The 22,718-nt window shown below is 45.2% G+C and carries 17 protein-coding genes; 3 read left to right on the forward strand and 14 right to left on the reverse strand.

Translation table 11 applies throughout. From position 1 onward, the window contains the following. Positions 1–56: 56 nt before the first annotated feature. The 5 genes from cydC to J7E78_RS19375 form a co-directional block, all read right to left on the reverse strand. On the reverse strand, positions 57–1,784 hold the full coding sequence (gene cydC, locus J7E78_RS19355) for a thiol reductant ABC exporter subunit CydC (RefSeq protein ID WP_215077807.1): 1,728 nt from the start codon (positions 1,782–1,784) through the stop codon (positions 57–59). Next, positions 1,781–3,604 (reverse strand): thiol reductant ABC exporter subunit CydD, encoded by a 1,824-nt coding sequence (gene cydD / locus J7E78_RS19360; protein ID WP_215077808.1) that lies wholly within the window; start codon positions 3,602–3,604, stop codon positions 1,781–1,783. The genes cydC and cydD overlap by 4 nt, the downstream gene beginning before the upstream one ends. A gap of 14 nt (positions 3,605–3,618) precedes the next feature. Next, a complete protein-coding gene (locus J7E78_RS19365; protein ID WP_215077809.1) occupies positions 3,619–4,632 on the reverse strand; it encodes a cytochrome d ubiquinol oxidase subunit II in 1,014 nt (337 codons plus the stop codon). Further along, positions 4,632–5,996, reverse strand: a complete 1,365-nt coding sequence (locus J7E78_RS19370) for a cytochrome ubiquinol oxidase subunit I (protein ID WP_215077810.1) — start codon at positions 5,994–5,996, stop codon at positions 4,632–4,634. The genes J7E78_RS19365 and J7E78_RS19370 overlap by 1 nt, the downstream gene beginning before the upstream one ends. Positions 5,997–6,329: 333 nt before the next feature. After that, complete coding sequence (locus J7E78_RS19375; protein ID WP_215077811.1) at positions 6,330–7,724, reverse strand: MFS transporter; 1,395 nt, start codon at positions 7,722–7,724, stop codon at positions 6,330–6,332. A 108-nt stretch (positions 7,725–7,832) separates the two neighbouring features. Between J7E78_RS19375 and J7E78_RS19380 the strand changes: the two genes are divergently transcribed. Then, complete coding sequence (locus J7E78_RS19380) at positions 7,833–8,708, forward strand: LysR family transcriptional regulator (protein ID WP_215077828.1); 876 nt, start codon at positions 7,833–7,835, stop codon at positions 8,706–8,708. A 105-nt stretch (positions 8,709–8,813) separates the two neighbouring features. Here J7E78_RS19380 and J7E78_RS19385 read toward each other — a convergent pair whose 3' ends face one another. After that, positions 8,814–9,239, reverse strand: coding sequence for a DUF3237 domain-containing protein (locus J7E78_RS19385; RefSeq protein ID WP_215077812.1), 426 nt, complete (start codon positions 9,237–9,239; stop codon positions 8,814–8,816). A 136-nt stretch (positions 9,240–9,375) separates the two neighbouring features. Here J7E78_RS19385 and J7E78_RS19390 point away from each other — a divergent pair, with 136 nt between their 5' ends. Then, complete coding sequence (locus tag J7E78_RS19390) at positions 9,376–10,578, forward strand: MFS transporter (protein WP_215077813.1); 1,203 nt, start codon at positions 9,376–9,378, stop codon at positions 10,576–10,578. Continuing rightward, the gene (locus tag J7E78_RS19395; protein ID WP_215077814.1) at positions 10,571–11,215 is read left to right on the forward strand and encodes a TetR/AcrR family transcriptional regulator; all 645 of its coding nucleotides are present in this window, start codon (positions 10,571–10,573) and stop codon (positions 11,213–11,215) included. The genes J7E78_RS19390 and J7E78_RS19395 overlap by 8 nt, the downstream gene beginning before the upstream one ends. Before the next feature lie 94 nt (positions 11,216–11,309). Here the strand turns inward: J7E78_RS19395 and J7E78_RS19400 are convergent, their stop codons facing one another. The 8 genes from J7E78_RS19400 to J7E78_RS19435 form a co-directional block, all read right to left on the reverse strand. Continuing rightward, the gene (locus J7E78_RS19400) at positions 11,310–11,501 is read right to left on the reverse strand and encodes a hypothetical protein (protein WP_215077815.1); all 192 of its coding nucleotides are present in this window, start codon (positions 11,499–11,501) and stop codon (positions 11,310–11,312) included. A 132-nt stretch (positions 11,502–11,633) separates the two neighbouring features. After that, positions 11,634–12,554, reverse strand: a complete 921-nt coding sequence (locus tag J7E78_RS19405) for a carbohydrate ABC transporter permease (RefSeq protein WP_215077816.1) — start codon at positions 12,552–12,554, stop codon at positions 11,634–11,636. A 15-nt stretch (positions 12,555–12,569) separates the two neighbouring features. Beyond that, complete coding sequence (locus tag J7E78_RS19410; protein WP_215077829.1) at positions 12,570–13,511, reverse strand: ABC transporter permease; 942 nt, start codon at positions 13,509–13,511, stop codon at positions 12,570–12,572. 177 nt (positions 13,512–13,688) lie between these two features. Next, positions 13,689–15,365: an ABC transporter substrate-binding protein gene (locus tag J7E78_RS19415; protein ID WP_215077817.1), complete on the reverse strand. Its 1,677-nt coding sequence runs from the start codon at positions 15,363–15,365 to the stop codon at positions 13,689–13,691. Between the two features lie 42 nt (positions 15,366–15,407). Next, positions 15,408–17,069 (reverse strand): ABC transporter substrate-binding protein, encoded by a 1,662-nt coding sequence (locus J7E78_RS19420; protein WP_215077818.1) that lies wholly within the window; start codon positions 17,067–17,069, stop codon positions 15,408–15,410. A 121-nt stretch (positions 17,070–17,190) separates the two neighbouring features. Next, on the reverse strand, positions 17,191–18,930 hold the full coding sequence (locus J7E78_RS19425; RefSeq protein WP_215077819.1) for a sensor histidine kinase: 1,740 nt from the start codon (positions 18,928–18,930) through the stop codon (positions 17,191–17,193). Then, positions 18,912–20,498 (reverse strand): response regulator, encoded by a 1,587-nt coding sequence (locus J7E78_RS19430; protein ID WP_215077820.1) that lies wholly within the window; start codon positions 20,496–20,498, stop codon positions 18,912–18,914. Before J7E78_RS19430 ends, J7E78_RS19425 begins: the two co-directional genes overlap by 19 nt. Positions 20,499–20,599: 101 nt before the next feature. After that, a complete protein-coding gene (locus tag J7E78_RS19435) occupies positions 20,600–22,585 on the reverse strand; it encodes a hypothetical protein (protein WP_251035148.1) in 1,986 nt (661 codons plus the stop codon). Positions 22,586–22,718 lie beyond the last annotated feature (133 nt).

The raw sequence follows: 22,718 nt of genomic DNA on the forward strand, positions 1-22,718 counted from the left end.
TCTTTAGTCTTTTATGAAAGTACTATCCACACCTTGAATAGGACTGATATTCGTTTTTACACCCCGACGTCTCCAATCATTTGTCGTTCAATTTGTTTCATTTCATAAAAATAACCTTTTTGCTCCATCAGCTCGGAGAAAGAACCTGATTCTACAATCTTGCCTTGGTCCATGACCACAATCCGATCCATCTCTTCCAGTCCCGTCAGCCGATGGCAGATCAGGAGAAGTGTATCTTCGGATGCCTGTGCCAGAAGATGCTGGAGCACATGTTGCTCTGTGACGTAATCCAGTGAGGACGTGGGTTCGTCCAACAGCCATAAACGTCCGTTGCGCAGCATGGCGCGTGCAAGAGACAGACGCTGTTTCTCGCCATCCGACAGGTTCTCCCCTTTTTCATAAACCATGTCTGTCAACAACTTATTCGGCAGTTGGACTTTATCCAGCACATCCGACAATTGTTCATCCGAATGTTCTTCTCCATTCAGCAACAGGTTATCACGGATGGTCCCCCGGAAGAAATGACTTTGCTGCAACACGACGTTCGCCCTTTGCCAAATGCCCTCTTCATTCAGTTCCTTCACCGGAACATCGTTTAATCGTATGTCGCCAGACGTTGGTGTACGCAGCTTGAGTAACAAATCGATAATCGTTGACTTGCCTGACCCGCTCGGCCCAACAATCGCTGTTTTGGAGCCTACTGCAAGTTGCAGCGATAACTCCCTCAGCGCTGGTCTCCATTCCCCTTCATATTGGAAGTTAACATGAGATAACTCAATCGAAACTGCATGATCGGCAGACAATTCACCGCTTGGCTGCAAAGTATGCACATCGGAGGTCGGCACCGTATCCGCCAGTCGCTGAGCGGCGTGTTCACTGTCCTGCTTATATAGAGGTAATATAGCCATTGCGGCAGCTTCTTCGAAAACGGTCTGCGTGGCCAGGATCAGCATGGCGAGGAATACGCCGGCAAACGCCCCATTCATAATTAAGAAAGCGCTCAGTGCTAGCACACCCCATGTAACAAGATACGTCACAAAAACATGCATGGATTGCCCCCGCAGCAGGTGCGCAGCGGCTTGCTTCTGTTCTGTTGCCAATGCAGCGGAAGCCTGCTGAAGCTGTTGCTCACGCTGTTCCAATTGGCCGTACACTTTCAAATCTCGGAAACCATACAACACTTCGGTTACTTCCGTGGACAGCAAGGCCCGTTGCTGGCGGACACGTCCGTGTATTTTTCGCTGACCTAACAAGACAATACCCGGTACAACAAATGCCGTGATTAGCATACCTAGTACTAACAAACACGCAATCCAGATCGAAAAGGCCGAACTGAACAGCATGGTAGCCAAAAACACCATAACGACCATGATTGGTGGATACGCGACCCGCAAAAAGTAATTTTGCAAGCTTTCCACATCACCCACGATCCGCGCAAGCAGATCCCCGCTTCGGTTTTTGTTCAATAAGCCTGGCGTTACCGGGATCAGCTTGGCAAAAAAGGACGTCCGCAAACGGCTCAACATGGAGAACGTTGCCCTGTGGGAATACAATCGTTCTCCGTAGCGACTCGCCGCTCGAAGGAAACCGAGCAGTTTGACCATCGAGGTGAGTAGAATCAAGGTGTATAGCGGTGGCGCAAATACCGTTTGCGATATCATATACCCACTCGCGGAAAAGAGAGCTACCCCAGCTATGCCGGCGATAAATCCGCCCAATATCGAAAGCAAGATATCCTTGCGCTCCTGAATCATCGCTTTTGACAGAATCGTCAGCTCATTCATGCTAACCCTCCTCTACGCCCTACATTTACCATCTCGGAGTACTGCGGCAAACGTGTTAGAAGTTCGTTATGATGTCCTGAATCCACCAATGTTCCATTGTCCATAAACAAAATCCTGTCCGCATGTTGAATTGTATATAAACGGTGTGCCACCGTAATCATCGTTGCTGTTTTGGCTAATGACGCAATGGATTGCTGCAATACCCGCTCGGTGTGCAGATCCAGACCAACCGTGGGTTCGTCGAACAAAATAACAGCTGGTCGCTTCAGAAAAGCACGTGCCAAAGCAAGTCTTTGCTTTTCCCCACCAGACAGCCCCCTGCCCCCTTCACCAACAAATGTGTCCAAGCCCTGCTTCAATTGTGCAACAACGCCAGCAAGTCCTGCTTCCACTGCCGCCTGCTCAATTTCAGCTCTGGAGACGTTCCGTCCCGCGCCAATCGCGATATTTTCGGCAAATGTACCTGCAAAAATATACGGATGCTGTGTAATGTAGCTAACACGTTCAAACCATGCAGCCTCATCATGTTGCGAAAGCTGGCTTCCGTTAACCAGAACGGCTCCCGAATCTGGTTTCAGTAAGCCGGCAATGAGATGAAGCAGCGTGGTTTTACCTGAGCCACTTTTGCCTACAATAGCAATCTGTTCTCCTGGTCCAATCGAGATCTGTCCTGTCCCAATTCCAAAGGAATCTGGAGCGTACTGGAACCGGACATGGTCCAGTGCAATGGTTGGTGGCATTGGAATCAACTCTGTACGAGCTGTACGGAGCTCTTCCGTCCTTGCAATTGCATCGACATCGGTTAATTCGCTTTGATCCGATCCTTCTTCAGGCTTCGTTTGTGTGTTCTTGATACTTGTTTCCTCAAGCATCTGTTCCACCTTGCGAATCGCCCCCATACTGGTTCGCCCGCTATGAAAAGCCGTTCCCGTATTCTTCAACAGACTGTAAAACTCGGGAACGAGTAACAACACAAGAAAGGCCGTGTGGAAGCTCATCGATTTGAAAACAAGTAACTGGATAGCCAGTTCAAGCGCAACAATACCAATGCTTAACATCACGATCGATTCCAGCATAAACGTATTTGTAAAGGCAATCTTCAAAATGCCCATGGTGGCATCACGATACCCCAGACTGCTGCGTTCAATCTCCTGTTGCTGACGTTTAGCCCGACCGAATATTTTTAACGTAACCAGCCCTTGAAGCGAATCCAGGAATGTACCGGAAAACTCAGCCAGTTGCGCGTATTTTTCTTCCGATTTGTTCTTCGTCTGGAGCCCCACCAAGATCATGAACAACGGGATAAACGGTGCCGTAAACAGCATAATCCAGCCCGTGTTGGCGTGCTGAGTAAACGTAACGACCAGAATTAGAATCGGGATCATCGCGGCTTCCATCATTCGAGGCATATATTGACTGAAATAACTGTCAGCCTCATCCACAGCATCCAGAGCAACGCTGACCTTTCCTCCCGTCTGCCCACTCAGGGTTGAAGGCATGGAAGCGCGGGTCAGGTTCTGCAACACAGATGCTCGCATATTTGTCTTGGCGCGTGCTGCCATATGCAAGCCCACTTTCCCATTACCATACGACAACAGTGAGCGTACACCCATAACAACCAGTAATAGGACAAGCAACAGCATCACTGATGAAAAGGAAGCTTTCTCTACAAAGATTCGCTGGACTGCTTCAGCCACCATGGTGGCCTGGCTTACAATAGCTACACCAAGGGCCAGCGAAATGATCGCAAGGAGAAGCCTGTTTTTTCGTTGGATAGACATTTGCTGCGAGATCAGATTGGATTTGGCTCTCCTCTTCATTGAACGCTCCTCCTTTATTTTTTCCCTTTCACATAATCCGCATCAAACAGGAACAGTTTGAAGACCAGAATCAGAGAAGGAATTAACAGGCACAGACCACCGATAAACACAACGACGAGTGCAAAGCCCATTGCAGGTGATGTGGCGCTGCTCTGAATGGTGATGTATGGATCAAGAATGTAAGGATATTGCCCAATTCCGTAGGCGAAAAAGGCTGTAAAAAATTGCAGCATGATGCATATAAAAGCTAAACCGTAACGGCGTCCGTTATATAACAGCCACATGGCGATCATGAAAAACGCAACGGAAAGCGCCAGCAGCCACCATAAATCCATCATGTTTTGAAAATGACGCTCATTGTGTTGACCCAAATATATAAATGCAGTCAGCGCGAGAATAATGGTCGGTGTGCTCCAGAACAAAGCATAGTTCCGCATGAGCTTCAATGCCGAATGATCCTCTGCCCGAGAAGCGTAAAATGTGAGAAATGACCCACTAATGAACAATACGGACACGATCGCCAGTCCAACGATGCTCCACGATAATGGATTCGTAAATAGCGCCCAGTAATCCAGGAAAACCGTCTCCCCCTGCTTCAAAATAAAGCCACCTTCAGACAGTGTCAGAGCCACAGACAACGACGCTGGAATAAGCAAACCGGTAGCCCCGTATAAAAACAGATATACGATGTTGTTTTTGGAACCGTAGTTTTCAAAAGCATAGAACGACCCACGAATGGCAAGTAAAATGACGGCAATACTTCCCGGAACAAGCAGCGCGGAACCATAGTAATAGGCCGTGTCCGGAAAGAATCCGACAATGCCAATATAGAAAAAGACAAAGAATACATTGGTGATCTCCCAGACCGGTGATAGATACCGGGAGATCAGACGATTAATCAGGTGATCCTGCTTTGTCAGGCGTGCATAAAAGGCAAAGAAACCTGCTCCAAAATCAATGGAAGCTACAATAAGATAGCCGTACAAGAACAGCCAGAGTACGGATATACCAATCAATTCATAACTCATCAGGCCTGATCCCCTTTCTCGGCTGATTGATCATGCTTCTCCTTCAACCATTTCTCCATCTCGAGTTCAGCAGGATTGTTATTGAACAACCGTCTCAATACGAGAACACAGATGACGCCGAGCACGATGTATAGAAGCAAGAAGACGAAAAATAAAATTCTTATACTCGGTGAAGAAGTAGCGGCCTCTTCCACTCGCATATAACCTCGGATGATCCATGGCTGCCTTCCCACTTCGGCATAGAACCAGCCCATCTCAACGGCCAGAAAAGCAAGCGGTGCACTTAGTGCAACCATACGAAGCATCCACTTGTTAAACTGATTACGTTTCTTCCAAAACACAAACAGGAAATACAAAGATGAGATTGCGAGCAGAGCGAATCCAATTCCAGCCATTAGATCAAACAAATAATGTACAAGTAAGGGCGGGTGTTCATCTGGTGGAAATTCATTCAGCCCGGTTACCTCGGCGTTAAAGTCTCCAAAGGCAAGGAAACTGAGCAGTTTCGGCAAATGAAGAGCGCCTATAATTTCATGTTCTGCATTCAGCCATCCCAAAAAAATCAAATCCGCGCCACTTTCTGTCTCGAAATGCCACTCGGCAGCTGCGAGCTTCTCAGGCTGATGTTCAGCCAAAAACTTGGCAGATACATCCCCAGCTAAGGAATTTAATAAACTGAATACCAGCACAACGGCCATCATTAGATTCAAGCCTTTTTTGTGGTAGGCTGACACTCCTTTTCTCAGCATCGCAAAGGCTGCTATTCCTGCTAACAGAGCAGCTCCTGTCAGATAAGCCGAGCTTAATACATGGAACACTTTGGAGAACGTCGCCGTATTCAGCATCGCTTGTACGGGGTTCACTGCCATGAATTGACCTGCTTCCATGACAAAACCTTCAGGCTGGTTCATGAATCCGTTCACTGTTGTAATAAAAACAGCAGACATACCTGCCCCGGCGACAATTGGGATGGTCAGCAACCAGTGGATATACGGATTTTTGAACCGATCCCACGTGTACAGATAAATGCCCAGAAATATCGCTTCAAAAAAGAATGCAAATACTTCCATAAATAGTGGCAGTGCAATGACATTCCCGGCCAGTTTCATAAAATTCGGCCATACCAGAGCCAACTGCAGCGATATCGCTGTACCTGTCACAACACCAACCGCCACAGAAATGACAAAACCTCTGGACCACCTCTTTGCCATAAGTATGTAATGGTGATCCTTCTTCCTAATGCCGATGAACTCTGCAATAGCAATCATCAAAGGTACCCCGACACCAAGCGTTGCAAAAATCACGTGGAATCCCAGCGTCAAACCAGTCACTAGTCTGCTCCATAAAACCGTATCAATAGCCATTCTTTGTGTTGCCTCCTTTCAAACTCTGTTCAATTTAGAAACATTCAATATCAGCTTTGGCCAAGCTCAATGCAGAGTTGCGAAAAATTTCACAAAGTTAGGTGTGACGATATCTTGCCACACCTTGATGCACTTAAAGTACTAACCAAGCCTATTAATCAAAATTATTATATCTTTATTTTTACCTAATTCAATCAAAGACACGTCTTCTACCCTAAACGTTCAAGAAAGGATCAACTCTTTCTGACAACTTGGTGAAAAACAAAAAATACACCCAATGGAGCTATTGATTCATTGGGTGTAAACGTGCTATTGCACGGCAGATTCGCTATTTTACTTGCTTACTTGCTCTGGACTCACCGCATCTGCCTCACGACGTACACTCATGATGATCAGTGATGCAGCTAATACCGTAAGGATGATTCCAAGCATCTGAAATCCTGTCACATTAAATGTACCTCCCATAACAATCCCAATCAATAACGACGATAAGATGGTCCCCAGGTAGCGTGATGTATTAAAAATACCCGATGCGACACCAATCATTTCTTTGGGTGTGCTTTTGAACAGAGCTGCTTGCATGCCGACCGCGTTTAGGCCGTTACTTATGCCAAATAAAGCTAAGGCAACAATGACAATGAAGATTGGAGAAGTTTCATTCATAACAACGATCAATATAGAGCCGAATGTCATTAAAGAAGCGGATACGATCAGAGCTGGCCGTGTTCCTGATCTGTCAATCCAGCGCCCTGCGATCGGAGCAATAATGACTGAGCATAACCCCAAAGCTAGCATGCTCATTCCTGTATGAACTTCGTTGAGATGACGTACCTGTTTTAAATACGTAGGAACTCCAAAAAAAAGTGCGTAAAACAGGATGTTCACCAGCATGTATTGCACATTCACCCAAGTCATCTCGGGATATGTGGCAAACGTTCGCAGAGGGATGAAAGGCATGGCTGCTTTTAATTCATGTCGGATGAACATGACGAGTGCGATTAACCCGATCCCTCCTGTCACCAGATACCATGTTGAAATATTTCCTGTGGAATTTACTGAAAGTAAACCGATGAGCAGAGTTACCAAGGCTACCGTAAACATCAGGATGCCTGGTGCGTCAATTAACGCAAGCCATTTCCGAATGGACATGTGACCAGAGATAGACGGAGATTGCTCGTCCTTCGGGATTGTTTTCCAGGCGAACCAAAAGCTTGCCATGACAAACGGAATATTAACAAAGAATATGCTGTGCCAGTCCCACCAATGAATCAATACTCCACCAATAAAGGGCCCCATCGCAGCTGCACCAGAGAGGAATATTGCCAAAGTGGACAATGCGGAGGCTTGTTTTTCAGTCACGTTCATTCTGACAATTGCCATTCCGACGGCCACCATCATGCTTGTGCCAATCGATTGAACGATCCGGAATACGATGAGCCACGAAAAACTGGGAGACCATGGCGCTAGCATGGACGATACAAAAACAATAACAAGACCCATGAGGAATATCTTCCTGCGGCCAAACAAATCACTACACTTGCCCATGACCGGTTGAGCGACAGCACTGGCAATGTAAAATGATAAAATAATCCACGAAACGGCTGTAAAATTAAGTTGATACACTTGTTGTAGTCTGGAGATTGCCACAGAAATCATGGAGGAATTCAGCGGATTCAACATAATTCCGAGTCCAACAGCTAACATCAACCCTTTTTTTTGAACGTTCATTGGTGCACCTCTCTCTCTTCTGCTGTCATCTTACTTGAAACCATTCATTTATTCCAACGCATTGTATGTTATGATTTGATGAACTAGAAGGAATGAAGGATGGTGCAAATGGAACTTCTTCAACTAAAATATTTCCTGACGGTGGCCCGATGCGAACATGTTACGGAAGCTGCGGGAAAGCTGCATGTCACGCAATCCTCCCTGAGCAAAACGATACAACGATTAGAGGACGACCTGGGAGTCCCTTTATTTGATCGAATCGGGAGAAAGCTGCGACTTAACGATTTTGGAAGAACATTTCTTCAGCGAACTGAAAAGGCTTTATTCGAATTGGAACAAGGAAAACGGGAACTCGCTGACTTCTCCAACCCGGATCAGGGTACCCTGCAATTGGCGGTGACTACGGCAAGTACTTTGCCAGGTATACTACGAGAATTCCGGAAAAACAAACCGGACATTCAGTTCCATGTGCAAATGGTTTCGTTAGAAAACATGTCCAGACTTCTATTTCGGGGCGAGGTGGACTTTTGTCTCTCCTCCCCTCCGATTGAAGGTGACGATATCGAATGTCAGATACTATATGACGATCCGATCGTAGTCGCTGTTCCTATGGGGCATCGATATGCAGACCGAAGCAGCATTCAATTAACTGAGCTTAAGGACGAGTGGTTTGTTGGGGTTAAGCGAGGTTATGGGGTTCGTGATTTGGTAGATTCCACATGTCAATCTGTTGGTTTTGTACCGAAGTATGTATATGAAGGTGATGAGCCTGCAAGATTAACAGCCCTTGTTGAAGCGGAGATTGGTCTCGCGTTTATACCTAGCACAGCCAGAAACCCGCATGAGCGCATTAGATATCTTCAGGTAGAGGAACATCAACTCGTTCGGGAAATCGCTCTACTTTCGCACAAAAACAGGTATATTTCAAAAGCCGCTTTAGCGTTTCGCAGCGTGGTTATGGACTATTTCAATGCTATGACTTGAAAGATCAGAACAAGGGAACTCTCAACTAATGAGGGTTCCCCTGTTTTTTTATCTATTAAAAAATGCTGATGATATCCAGTTCCATTTATTTCTTAATCACATATCTCATATGCTTAGTGCCCTGTATATTTTTATATCTACCCCTGACTCCGTCGGATGACCTTCTCCAACCAACGTTTCACTGTTCAAAAAAGATAGTGCCTTGCTGTCTGTAATCATTTTGGGGGAAGTGCGAAATAAAGCAGTGTTCAGCGTTTTATCGATGTTTCCGTTGTTTTCGATATAAATTTTGCAGGGATGCCCTGTGTAGTCCTTGCCTTGGAGCATATATCTTGCCGATAGGGTATGCGGACCACCATTCTTCCCGATGATCTGCGTATCCACTCCTCCACCCAGCACAATTCCTTCAAAGTACTTTCCGGTTACGCTGCCTGCAAAAGTAATCATAACAACCGAATCATCTTCGCTATTCTGTAAATCAAATGATTTCTCAATATTCACATGTACCGTAAACAATTCCTCTAATTTCACGTGTTCCCACCTCCATATGAATTCAATTATAACTCTACTCATTAAAAAAAGATTTACATATCTCCTTCGAACCATTTAGAATGGTTTACATATTGTAAAGGTTAACACAATGTAAATGAAGGAGTATATGACAAACATGATTACATTACCAAAAACTATTCGCTTTCCACTGTTCATTCTGATGTTAAATCTGTTTATCGCTTTATTGGGGCAAGGGATGCTCATCCCCATATTGCCGGAGTATTTGAAGCTTTTTCATGCGGGAGGCACAGTAGCAGGATTTTTAGTTGCAGCCTTCGGTGCCGCTCAATTCTTCTTTTCACCTCTGGGGGGACAATTGTCTGATCGTTTTGGACGTAAAAAGTTGATCATGGCCGGTATGTTTCTGTCTGTCATTTCAGATATCATATTTGCGTTGTCGACTTCATTGCCGTTTCTCTACGTCGCACGGTTTATTGGTGGAATCAGTCTCGGTTTAATGGTTCCTGCAAACCTCGCATATGTCGCCGATATTACAACACCAGAGACACGTGCGAAAGGCATGGGCTATTTCGGCGCAGCTATGAATTTAGGGATGGTTCTGGGACCTGGTCTGGGCGGTCTCATCGCCGAGATGGGCATCCGCATGCCCTATTTCTTCGCAGCTGGTCTGGGGCTGATTGCGGCCTTGATGACGCTGCTATTGCCTGAGACACTTCCCCCGGAGAAAAGAACGGTCTCCATCCGTCTTCAAAAAGGAGATCACTTGGGCAAGAAAATCTGGAGTTCTTTTAAAGTCCCCTATTTCAAATACTTGATTGTGTTGCTTGTCATGACCTTTGGCCTCATGAGTTATGAGACGGTATTCGCGCTTTTTGCAGAACAAAAATACGGATTCAACGCTGCAACGATCTCCATCATTATTACCTTGGGGGCAATTATCGGTATCGTTGTGCAAATCTGGCTTTTGGATTGGTTCGTACAGAGAATCGGTGAAGTTAAGTTGATCCGTCTTTCCTTAATAATCACACCCATAGCTTTATTGTTAATGTTAATTAAGGTAAACCTTGTGTTTCTGTTGTTCGCTTCTGCGTTATTCTTTGCCTTTAATTCGTTTTTGCGACCTTCGGTCAGCACGTTAATATCCAAGAATGCAGGAGATCGGCAAGGTTATGCATCGGGTCTGAATACTACATTTTCCAGTCTCGGAACGGTGATTGGGCCGCTGATTGCAGGACTATTGTTTGACAAAAACATAAACTTCCCGTATATTTTTGGTGCAATTATGCTGCTCGCTTCTCTCGGACTTACCTTGAACGCATTTCGTTCGAAGAAAGGACAACGGTATACAAGTGAATGAAAACTGGCATCAACAATTGGGAAATAAACATCGTGATGATTTGATTGCAGCGGGTAAGGAGCTTTTTTTGAAATATGGATTGCTCCAGGTGAAGATTAAGGATGTATGTACAAAAGCTGAACTTAGTAGAGTGACCTTTTATAAACATTTTCAGTCTATGGATGAGCTTCTTTTAGCCATTCAGATGCAACTGATCGAACATTTAACGGATGAGGTTAGCTGTGCATCAACGAAGGACTTGAACGGGCGGGAACAACTCATGGTCATGTTGAATGCATGGGTTGTTTATGCCCAGGATCATCCAGACTACATCCGGTTTATTCAATTGTTTGATATCAACTATGAGATGTATGATTTTAGTCCTGAATTAAGAGAAGAGTATGATCAGTTCAACCAGAACGGGAAAGAAAAGCATTTCCTGATGGACGCTTTATCCCAAGGCGTTGTTGACGGAAGTATTAAGAATCCATCCCCTCCTTTGGATCTGGCTCAGTTTATCTTCACAACGATGATGGGCATGCTCCAGCGCATGGTAACTATTCGTGCTGCTCATGATAATTCATTGGATATGCGGATGACGGAGCAATTTGTAAAGATGCTGCTTCATTTTGTTTGTAGCGAGGAAATACCCGAGTGATGACATGGTAGATGGATTGATAAAACAAAAGTTTGAAATAAAAAGACGAATTCCGTATGCTGGAATCCGTCTTTTTGTTCTTCATTGTACAGCTTTAATCCGTTAGTACAGGCAGCATTCCGTCGGCTTTCAGTTGACCAAGCAATACTTTGATCCAAGGAGATGTATTTGGCTCCTGCTTGGCTGCGACAATAACAACCCGGTCGCCTTGCTGAATTGGATCAGGAAGCACACCTTCGCGACTGCTGAGTACAGTGACCGCCCGCTCTGCGATTGTCTGCTCCACTGCACGGTGTGCCTTCGATCCGATGATACCGTTAAGATCCTGTTGCTATTCTATGGATGAATAGACGACACTACGGTATAGTTTGTTGCGTTCTCATAAATTCAATGAAATGATATGATATGCAGGTCATGACTACCCCTTCACGCCACCAATCGTCATGCCCTGTACAAAGTATTTCTGTAAGAACGGATACACCATCAGAATAGGAACACTTGCAATAATGGTCATGGTCGCTCGAATCGAGGTTGGTGTGACCGCCGTTGCATTACTCTCGGCAGACTGATAAGCATCACTTGCTGATGAAGTCGCTGAGGTCGTCGAAGTTTGCAGAATCTTCATCAATTCGTATTGCAACGTGCTTAATTCTTTATTGGAAGAGTTGTACAGGAATACATCGAACCAGGAATTCCATTGTCCCACAGCTACAAAGAGAGATACAGTTGCCATTGCGGGAATCGTTAGCGGCAGGACAACGCGGATAAATGTCGTGAACTCCCCTGCCCCATCAATACGGGCTGACTCCAGAATGCCTTCAGGAAGACCTTCAATAAAGGACCGGATGACGATCATATTGAAGACACCGATTACACCTGGAATGATATATACCCAGAAGGAACCGATCAATCCAAGGTCGCGAATCAGCAGATAACCGGGGATCAGCCCTCCGCTGAAGTACATGGTGAATACAAAAAACATCGTAACAAACTTGCGAAGCACAAATTCCTGACGACTGACCGTATACGCGAGCATGGCTGTACAGAAGACGGACACCACGGTTCCAATGACCGTTCGCAGGGCCGAGATCAGAGTTGCGTGATAGATATCGGATTCGCCGAAAATGTATTTGTAGTTATCCAGTGTCCATACACGAGGCCAAAGATATATTCCACCCCGAATGGCATCGTTTGCATTATTAAAGGATACGGCAATCATATTCACAAAGGGATAGATCGTCACAATCATCAGACATACCATGAAGATCATGTTAATGGTGTCAAACGCTCGATCCCCGGTGCTGCTATTCCGCAAGCGGGATGTGTTTCCTTTACGCATGGCATAGGCCTCCTTTTAGAATAGTCTGCTCTCTCCCATTTTTTTCGCTATGTAGTTCGCGGAGAATAGGAAGATGAAGCTGACCACAGTTTTGAATATGCCGGCTGCAGTACCTAAGGAAAAGTTCCCCATCCCTAATCCATATTTCAGTACAAAGATGTCCAGATTCTCCGAATAATCCATATTCATCCCGTTACCCATCAGATATTGTGGTTCAAATCCGGATTCCAGAATACTTCCCATGTTCATGATTAATAAAATAACAATAACCGGCTTCAAACCAGGCAGAGTGATATATAACATCCGTTTGAAGCGACTCGCTCCATCAATCTCGGCAGCCTCATATTGCGCTGGATCAATTGCTGTAATCGCTGCCAGATAGATAATGGTGTTCCAGCCGACATCTTTCCAGACCTCGGTTGCCCCCAGAATGCCCCAGAAGTATTCTCCTTTCCCCATCCATAGTACCGGACTGTCAATCAGGTGAAGCTTCATCAGCAGCAGATTGATAATGCCGTCTGGAGACAGGACTGTTAATACAATGCTGGAAGCAACAACCCACGAGATAAAATGAGGCAGATAACTGACGGTTTGCACAAAACGTTTAAATATGACATTTTTCAGCTCATTCAACAAGAGTGCCAGTGTAATTGCTGTAACAAATCCCAACACCAGTTTAATGGAACTCATGACGAGTGTATTTCGCAGTACCCGGTAGAAGGTATTGTCCTCAAACAAGATACTAAAATGATGCCAGCCTACCCACTGCTGATCGGAAAAGGACCTCGCCGGTTTGAAATTCTGAAAAGCCATGGTCCATCCCCATAATGGCAGGTACTTGAAGATAAAAGCCCAGATGACAAAAGGAATACACATCCAGGCTAGCGTTCGTTGCTGCACAAGTCTCTTAAAGAACGAGTGTGCTCTGGTTCCCTTCGAACTCGAGGCTGGAGGCATCGAGTTAAGGGAGACATTAGGTTTCTCCAAGGTGAACCTGCTCCTTTCCTGTGCTGTTCTTCATGCGAGGAGAAACGAAGTTTTATGCTCTGTCATCTTCTCCTGCGCATGTAACAGTTTGTTTTAAAGAGGTTGTTCAAAACCCGTCTTTTTGAACACGCACTTAAAGTGTTCGTATTACCATTTTCCTGCTACACGATCCTTCACAACTTTGGTAATGGTCGCTTCATAACCAGCTTTGTCCAATTTGTTCAATTCAGCCATGTAGGCATCCCACAGCTTATCAAAATTCGATGGTGCCCCCAGGATCATTTCCGGTAAGTATTTACGTTGCAGATCATCCGATTTGGTGGTGAAGATCTGTTCAGGTGATCCTTGCTCCAATGCGATCGACCATGCCGGGAACCATGGTCGCTCTTCCGGTTTGTTAAATAATTCACTAAAAGTTTGGATACCGTAGGCTTCAAGGAACTTTTTGTCTCCCTCGGTGTAAGATGCAGCGGCTACTTCCGGCTGGTTGCCAGGGCTATAAGCGTTACCATCGGTAAGTGTAGATTCACCACCATAACGCGGCCAGTCATTGCTAAAATAGGTGAACCCGAATTTGCGGCTCAGCTCCAGATCATCATGGGCTTTGCGTTGATCCTCATTCGCAAAATAGAACCTACCCTTTTCATCCACACTGTACGTCTCGTCCTTGATTCCCCATTGCACCAGAACCTGATTCTCTTCCTTCAGCAAATTATCGAAATATTTGATGATACGAACAGGGTCTTTGGCATTCACCGAGATACCTGTTGCATAGTTGTTGACGAAGCCGGGAGGATCAACATACTGATCCTTGATTCCTTCATCAAACACAATCGGAAGTGGTGCATAACGTTTCTCATCAATGCCCGCCGAGAGCAGGTTTTTCGTCGCATCCCCCACCTGCCAGCCATAATTGAAGTAACCGAGAACACGACCCGAGGTAAGCTTGGCCAAATACTGGTCTTTGTTCATCGTAAAGGATTCCGGATCAAGCATGCCTTGAGCATTGATCTCATTTAACTTCTGAATCCATTTTTTCTGGGCATCTGTTCCGGCGACGACTTTTGCCTCATGGGTAGTCATGTCCACCATGACACTGCCATCGTTCGGATAACCGGCAAGATGCATCGCTGGATTTTGCAGTGTGAAGAAGTTATTAGCCACACCCGCAAGTGACACAAATCCGATCGTCTCTGCACCATCGACAGTTGGATGTTTTTCCTTGTAATCCTGAATCAGATCAAAATATTCATCCAGTGTAGTAATCTTGGGATAGTTAAACTCTTTGAGCACAGAGCGTTGAATCCAGAAAGCTCCTCCGCCAACATTTGGGCTACCTGAATACTCACCCTGATTAGCCGTATAAGGCAGGGCATAGATTTTTCCGTCTTCTGCATTTTTCATTTTATCGAAATATGGTCCATATACTCTTTTGATATTAGGGCCGTATTCCTCAATCAGATCATCGAGCGGAATATATGCCCCGGCATCCAGTAACTTGGACATCTCACCACTGGAGCTAATGACATCAGGATAGTCTCCACTCGCAATCATGACACCGGCTTTGGTGGCACTATCGCCTACCAGATATTCCATCTTCCAGTCCACACCCGTCTGCTCTTGCAACGCTTTACCGATGGTTGTTTCGCTTGCCAGAACATCCTTCTTGCCTGGAGAGAACATGTAGTACGAGAACGTGACTGGACTGTTCTCATCATCACCTGTGGCTGAAGGCGCTGATGACGAGTTGTTCTGACTGCAACCAGCCAGCAAAACGGTTAGTAATAGAGCTAAACCCGCTGTTCTAAATTTTGGTTTTAACATGTGAATATTCCCCCGTTCCGTGTGTTCTATTATGGATTACACTCACCATTTGCCAGCTACACGATCCTTAACTGCCTGTGTTATCGTAGCTTCGTATGTTTTCTGGTCGAGTTGATTCAATTGACTCATATATTCATTCCATGTGTTCTCGAAAGTGGAAGGCGAATCCATAATCATTTTGGGTAAATATTTCTTCTGGAGATCTTCTGCCTTAGTGATGAAAATCTGTTCAGGAGAGCCCTGCTCCAATGCAATGGACCAAGCAGGAGACCAAGGACGCTCATCCGGTGTGCTGAATAGTTCTGTGAATGTCTCCACACCATATTTCTCTAACAACAGCTTGTCACCGTCCGTGTAGCTAAAGGTCGCCACTTCTGGTTGATTGCCTGGTCCATAGGCGTTGCCATCCTCCAGTACGGAGTTATTGCCGTAACGAGGCCAGCTGTAATTAAAATAGTCAAAGCCGAACTTACGACTTAATTCAGGATCTTCATGTGCCTTGCGTTGGTCATCATTTTTGAAATAAAAACGACCCTCATCATTCACACTATATGTCTCGTCCTCAATACCCCATTGAACCAGAATCTGGTTTTCTTCCTTGAGCAAATTATCAAAATATTTAATAATTCGCACAGGATCTTTGGCATTTACGGTAATTCCGACACCATAGTTGTTCACAAAACCTGGCGGGTCCACATACTGGTCTTTGACGTTGTCATCAAATACGATCGGTAGTGATACGTAACGTTTATCGTCAATACCAGCCTTCTTGAGGTTGTTCGTTGCGTCTCCAACCTGCCAGGAGTAACTGAAATATCCCAGCACCCGACCGGACGTCAATTTGGCGAGATACTGATCCTGGTTCATTGTGAAGGATTCGGGATCAAACATCCCCTGTGCGTTAACCTCGCTCAGCTTCTGAATCCATTGTTTCTGATAATCAGATCCGGCTACCAGTTTGGCTTCATGGCTCTGCATATCCACCATCACACTGCCATCGTTTGGATAACCTGCCAGATGCATGGCCGGATTTAGCAGGGTGAAGAAGCTACCCGACTCACCCGCAAGTGTGGCGAAGCCGATGGTTTCTTTTCCATCGATCTGCGGATGCTTTTGCTTGTATTGCTCAATCAAGTCAAAATATTCGTCCAGTGTTTTGATCTTGGGGTAGTTAAACTCTTTTAGCACAGCACGCTGAATATAAAAGCCGGTCTGGAAGTTAGGCTCTGACACATAACCGATGTTGGCAGTGTATGGCAAGAAATAGATCTTTCCATCCTCCTGTCTGAATTTGTCCATATAAGGCCCGTATACTCGCTTGATGTTAGGCCCGTATTGTTCGATCAGTTCATCCAGCGGGATAAAAGATCCTGCATCCATCAATTTGGCCATTTCACCACTGGAGTCGATGATATCGGGGTAATCACCACTCGCAATCATCACACCTGCCTTAGTTGCACCGTCACCGACCAGATATTCCATCTTCCAGTCAACGCCAGTTTGTTCCTGTAGCTTCTTGCCAATGGTCGTGCTGCTTGCCAGAATGTCCTTCTTGCCACCGCCAAACGTGAAATATTTAAAGGTGATCGGGGTGTTGTCATTACTGTCAGGATAAGAGGCTTCCGGGCTGGCTTTATTACAACCTGCCAGGGTTACAGCCAGTAAAATGGCCAGACCTGTTATCATGTTTTTTTTTCTAAACATGTAGTAAATGCCCCCTTAAAGTATTGTGTGTGTCTTTAAGCCTTCTCAATATATCAAGATAGCGCTTTCAAAGTTACCCATGAAAGTGTACCTCCTACTTTGAAAAGTATATCCCTCGTATTTAGTCGCCTGGCATGGCTGATGGATCAAGTGGAAGCTTAATTCGGATATGCGTTCCTTCTCCTTCCCATGTCTGGATGTCGAATGTAAAGTGATTTTTATAACAAAGTTTTAAGCGACTATACGCATTTTTCATGCCAACATGCTCTCCCATATCGGTGTTATGATCCAGGTAACTTAACAACTCTTCCAATTTTGCTTGTGACATCCCTATACCGTTATCCGTTAGTCTGATATGGAGCTGGTCATCTTCCATTGAAACGAGGAGTTGGATGATGCCTGCACCCGGAGATGACTCAATTCCATGAATACTTGCATTCTCAACAAAAGGAAGGATAACCATCTTGGGGATTCGGTACATCAGTACCGCAGGATCTGCCTCAATGGTGTATTGGAGTTTTTCTCCAAAGCGGTATTTCTGAATTTGCAAAAAACTCTCGATGAGTTCCAATTCTTCCTTTACTGTCACATCATTTTGATTCCAACTAATCGACTTGCGAAACATCTTGGCCATGTTATGCACGATTTTGGCAGTCTCTTTCTCGCCTTTGATGAGGCTCCGCATACGTACCGACTCCAGCGTATTAAACAAAAAATGTGGATTGATCTGACTATGGAGCGCATGAAGCTGTGCTTGCTGCTGCTTTAACTCCAGGTCTTTCTTTTGGATGTCGGCGAGATATACTTCATGAATCAGGTTATGGATCGTCTCGGTCATTCGATTAAATTCCATCGTGAGTTGACCTATTTCATCTCTTGCATCTTCAGGCGGAATCGTCTGGAAATTCTGTGTTTTTACTTTTTTCATATGTTTCAGAATGCGCACCAGCCTGACATGGATGGTTCTGGACATCGCCGCGATGATAATAGAGGGCAGGACAAAATTAATGCAAGCCAGCCATACGACGAAGGAACGTGACTTCCGCACCTCCTTCAACACAATTTCTTCATCCATCACCCCTTGCAGGGACCACCCTTCCAGATAGTTAATGCCTGTATACGTAAGTTCAAAGGGAATCATTTTGTTCGGAAACTGGATCTCACTATAACGTTTCCCTATCTGAGCTTCTTCTGCTGTAGGATCATTTGAAAATTGGATGTATCCCCCCGGATCAAGAAGATACACTTTTCCATCGAATCCGCTGTTGTGAAAATACTGCTTGATCATATCCATATTCAGGTCAATTTTGAGTAACTGCTCTCTCCCCCCAGTGTCCAGATTGTCGAGCCTTTGAACCAGACTTAACATCTGATCCGATGAGATCAGTGCCGGATAAGGGGCGGAGTATGCCTGAAATTGAACGTACCAGTCCGAGTTGCGGACATCGTCAGTTAAACGATCAATATAACCGGAAGATAAAATGGTAGAATTATCGGTATACACTTGATACCAGCGAATTCCCTGATTCATTTGACCGGAGAATTGCCCTTTTAGATAGGAATTATAAGCGTCAATGTACTCAAAATGACTTTGAAATGAACGGGAGATGGTGTCATTGAATACAGGGTCAGTATATAACGAATAAGAGAGGCCGACGCCCTGATCAATGGTTACCCGCAGGTCGTTCTTCAGATTGTTTAAGGCCATGCCGGCATCACGCGTTTTCTGACTGCGAATATTGGCGGATGTGACATTGTAGAACACCACATTGGTAACAACGATGGGAATAAACACGGACAGGACATACATCAGCAGTAGCTTATCTCGAAGCTTCATGTAATTCAGGTTCCATCTTGGCATTGTGCACCTCGCTGCTCATTTCCCATAAGGAGATTGCGATACTCTGTAGGCGATAACTTAACAAGTTTCTCAAACTGTGTTACAAAGTAATCCGCATTCTGGAATCCTACGCGTGCAGCAACCTCGTACATTCTCAGATCCGTCTGGCGCAGTAACTTCTTCGCTTCATGAATCCGCAGGTTCAGCAGATAATCATTGAAATATTGATTGTAGCTTTTGCGGAATAATCGCCCAAGATAAACGGGATTCATATAGAAGAGCGCAGCAATGCTTTTGAGATTGATGTTCTGGGTATAATTTGCATCAATATATCGTTTGATCTTGCTGATATCTCCTTTGGATCGCTCCATCCTCAGATGAGAGACATAATCCTCGGCTTCCTCCAGCGCGGTGAGAAAAGCATTTCTCAATAGTCGTAAATTCCAACCTTCATGACTTTGTTGTGCCAGCTCCTTCAGCTGCTGTAGACCTTCATCATTACCACCCATTTCATGGACCACAGCGAGAATACCCGTTATATAACGTAAAAGAGAACCCGAAACAGCCTGAGGAGAAAATCGATTCATATGAAATAATTTGAATTTCTCTTCTACAATTTTGTGGTAAACGGGCCTATTCCCCTCTTCCAGGCTCAAAATTAATTGATCCACCTCGTCCTGGTATACATTGAAAACAAACAGCGGTTTGTCCTTGATCTCCGTATAACGCACAACACCACCGGTTTCTGCATATTTATGCTTGGCTGCTTCTTCAGCCGCCATAAGAGATCGCGGGACATCACCAATTTCTTTGACGAGTGTTCCTGCGTAAAGACCGATATCCAGGTTAAGCCTTTTGCTCAGTGTTATATGAATATTATGCAGTTTATCCTGTAACGCAGAGCCCCCTTGATGATGATCAGGCCACAACAGTAACAAAGCAAACGTGCCGCGTTTTTGCTCACTGATGAACATTTTGCATAAATTACTCTCCAGAGAATGTACTGCTTCACGTAGCTGTTCAATGGTAATTTCAATTTCATCTAATCCGGTCTGAAGTTCGATCAAAGCCATGAGCAGACTGGAGTTACGATTGATCCCGAGCATCTCGGCATATTGATGTTCATCTTCCATCTGTACATGGCCTTTGATCACATCCTCCAGCATGATGTTACTGGCCTGTCCCTCAGCCAAAAGAATATGTTTTCTTTTATTGCAAATCAGATTAGCCGACTTCTTCAACGTCGCCGTCAGTTCTTCATCATCAATAGGCTTCAGGATATAGTCATGAACGCCGTACCGGATTGCCTGCTGTGCATATTTGAAGTCATGATAACCACTGATGATAATGAACACAGGTTCCAGATGTGGCATTTTCTCTACTGCACGTATCAGTTCCAGTCCATCCAGGATTGGCATGCGGATATCTGTTATAATCACGTCTGGTTGCAGGCATTCAATCAGATTTAATGCCCCTACACCGTTCTCTGCCTCTCCGATAATCTCCATATTAAGATCCATCCAATTTATGAGTTCATACAGCCCCTTTCGTACATACATCTCGTCATCTACCAGTAATACTTTTAACATTGATGTGTCCCCTTTCCTCCAACGAAAATAGACCGCCGGTAGCATGTCTCCCTATCGGCGGCATCTAATATGGTGACTGTTGTAGTTATTGCAAAATAAATTCATTCATGTCGCGCATAATCCCAATAGTCGCCAACGAGGCCTTCGATGATCGATCCACTGGCCCATGGCATCAGGCAAAACCAGGTGCTGGCTGACGTACCATCCGCATATTTTTCAGTGACCAGTCCTTCCGAATGACAGAAGCGTTCAGACATCCATCCTTTTTTGCCATAGCCGAATTCTTGATCATAACGATTATAGGTCTGACAACCCCACCCGATGGTATCCATCATACGTTGGCGAACATAATTGTCGTCCCGTTGTCCAACATAATACAACAGCTCATCCACCAGATTGCTGGACATGGGGTGAATATGCGGATTAGCTACTGAAGTAACACTGCCCCCGGAACTGGACCAGCCTAATGTACTGAGTGGCGGAATCTTAATAGGTGAGTTGTAACAAAATTTGAAGCTGAATTCATAACTGATCGCATCTCTCATGTGATCTAGATACAACTCGTCACCGGTCAACGCGTGCAGAAACCGAACAGCTTTGATGTAAGCCAGAATGCCTTCCGAATCCACTGCCTTGTCCGCATCCAGCGGAGCACCGTAACATTCCATGTGTTGCACATAGGTGTTGTAATAGTGGGCTTCACTGCGTCTGAGCTCATCCAGAGAAGATTCATCATGGGTTAACCAACAGTAATATGCCTTGGCAGCAAGACACCAGACCCCACTAAAGGCATCATATTCAAGACCTGCTCCGGTCCGCTCTGACAAAATGGTAGGATATTCTCCATCCGTATTCTTCGTGCACTCCAGACGATCAAGTATTGGTTTGACGTAAGCAAGCCAATCATCGTGTCTCACATTGCGAATGCGCTTCTCATAATCGTAGCTTTTCAGAATGTAGAACATCGCTTGAGCTACAAGGTAAGAGGAATGTCCTGGGGTACGCATGCCGTCAAACCACCAGCCTTTAACACTCCAGATCCCATCCTGATAAGCGTCATACGGAAGTCCGGATTCGGGATTCATGGCATTCTCAATAATATTGGTAATGCAGGATAACGCCTGCTGTCGCATGGGCTCATTATTCAGGCGCAGTGCGGCCATAAGCATTGGTGCAGCGATGGTCATACCATTTGTCCAACTGATTGAGATAATTTTGTTGTATCGGTATCCACCGGTTTCAGCAGCATCTTCATATACAAATGTAGAATAATGACGATCCTCCGGAAGCCAGGCATACTCATAGATGGCATTGGACAAATCCGTTACCGTTGTCTGAATGTCACTTCCTTCTCTTGGTTTTTCGTGATACCTCTTATAGATTGTTTCCAGTGCTGGATTGATGCCCAGTTCTGACTCAGACTCGTAGTTATATAGTTCAAGTGTGAGCCCAACCGATTCACCTGCCGCAAGTTCAAAACAATTTTCTCCAAGGGCAGCTCGCTCATGGACAAGTCTTGATTTGATAAATAGCAACGGAGCATTCTCATATCCCAGCGTATATCCGACCGTACCCTTTTCAATAGAACATGTGAATCCACCATATTGCACAAACGTTCCTTCCATTCCTGGATACCATTGCTGCTTCTGGTTTCCTGTATTGATCCAGTAAGGACTTGCGCTTAGACCAACAATCCGACCTTCATCATAGATAAGTGCAGCCGGGTGAGACAGACGATCGCTTCGGACCATCCACCAGGGTGATGAAGGGCGAGAGGGACTGCCCTCCCTTAGTCTGGGGAACTCATTTGGAACATTCTGGGGTGCTTCGCCCCGGTTGCGGCCATACATAAATGCAGGCAAAAAAAACCTCGGATTCTGTTTGTCCAACGGCATTTCCACATGAATAACCCCTGCCCAGGGATTCTGGCCCTCGTTGTAAATCTGAATATCGGCTTGCCATGGGTCTTCTGTACTGCCGTTCCCGCTTACTACTTTTACGTCAGCCTTGAGAGCATGCTTGTTCAAAGCCGTGTACTCTACGTTGTCCTGTACTCTACTTCGTGCCGTGAAAATCAGATCCATCATTTCCTCCAATCGCGTTGTACACACCTGAGTGGAAACGCTTGCAATTATGTATCCGTCATGCTAGGATGGTTACATTTTATAGGTTCACGTCTGCAATTTCATTGCATAAACGGCTATATTTATTGCGCGAAAC

This window comes from Paenibacillus polymyxa (genome assembly GCF_018614975.1).
Taxonomy (GTDB): domain Bacteria; phylum Bacillota; class Bacilli; order Paenibacillales; family Paenibacillaceae; genus Paenibacillus; species Paenibacillus polymyxa_E.

Bases quoted from the DNA above. Each gene is read 5' to 3' on its own strand.
- J7E78_RS19415 (WP_215077817.1), bottom strand. From the start codon at position 15,365: ATGTTAAAACCAAAATTTAGAACAGCGGGTTTAGCTCTATTACTAACC.
- J7E78_RS19380 (WP_215077828.1), top strand. From the start codon at position 7,833: ATGGAACTTCTTCAACTAAAATATTTCCTGACGGTGGCCCGATGCGAA.
- J7E78_RS19370 (WP_215077810.1), bottom strand. From the start codon at position 5,996: ATGGCTATTGATACGGTTTTATGGAGCAGACTAGTGACTGGTTTGACG.
- J7E78_RS19430 (WP_215077820.1), bottom strand. From the start codon at position 20,498: ATGTTAAAAGTATTACTGGTAGATGACGAGATGTATGTACGAAAGGGG.
- J7E78_RS19425 (WP_215077819.1), bottom strand. From the start codon at position 18,930: ATGCCAAGATGGAACCTGAATTACATGAAGCTTCGAGATAAGCTACTG.
- J7E78_RS19410 (WP_215077829.1), bottom strand. From the start codon at position 13,511: ATGCCTCCAGCCTCGAGTTCGAAGGGAACCAGAGCACACTCGTTCTTT.
- J7E78_RS19390 (WP_215077813.1), top strand. From the start codon at position 9,376: ATGATTACATTACCAAAAACTATTCGCTTTCCACTGTTCATTCTGATG.
- J7E78_RS19435 (WP_251035148.1), bottom strand. From the start codon at position 22,585: ATGATGGATCTGATTTTCACGGCACGAAGTAGAGTACAGGACAACGTA.
- J7E78_RS19420 (WP_215077818.1), bottom strand. From the start codon at position 17,069: ATGTTTAGAAAAAAAAACATGATAACAGGTCTGGCCATTTTACTGGCT.
- cydC (WP_215077807.1), bottom strand. From the start codon at position 1,784: ATGAATGAGCTGACGATTCTGTCAAAAGCGATGATTCAGGAGCGCAAG.
- J7E78_RS19375 (WP_215077811.1), bottom strand. From the start codon at position 7,724: ATGAACGTTCAAAAAAAAGGGTTGATGTTAGCTGTTGGACTCGGAATT.
- cydD (WP_215077808.1), bottom strand. From the start codon at position 3,604: ATGAAGAGGAGAGCCAAATCCAATCTGATCTCGCAGCAAATGTCTATC.
- J7E78_RS19365 (WP_215077809.1), bottom strand. From the start codon at position 4,632: ATGAGTTATGAATTGATTGGTATATCCGTACTCTGGCTGTTCTTGTAC.
- J7E78_RS19405 (WP_215077816.1), bottom strand. From the start codon at position 12,554: ATGCGTAAAGGAAACACATCCCGCTTGCGGAATAGCAGCACCGGGGAT.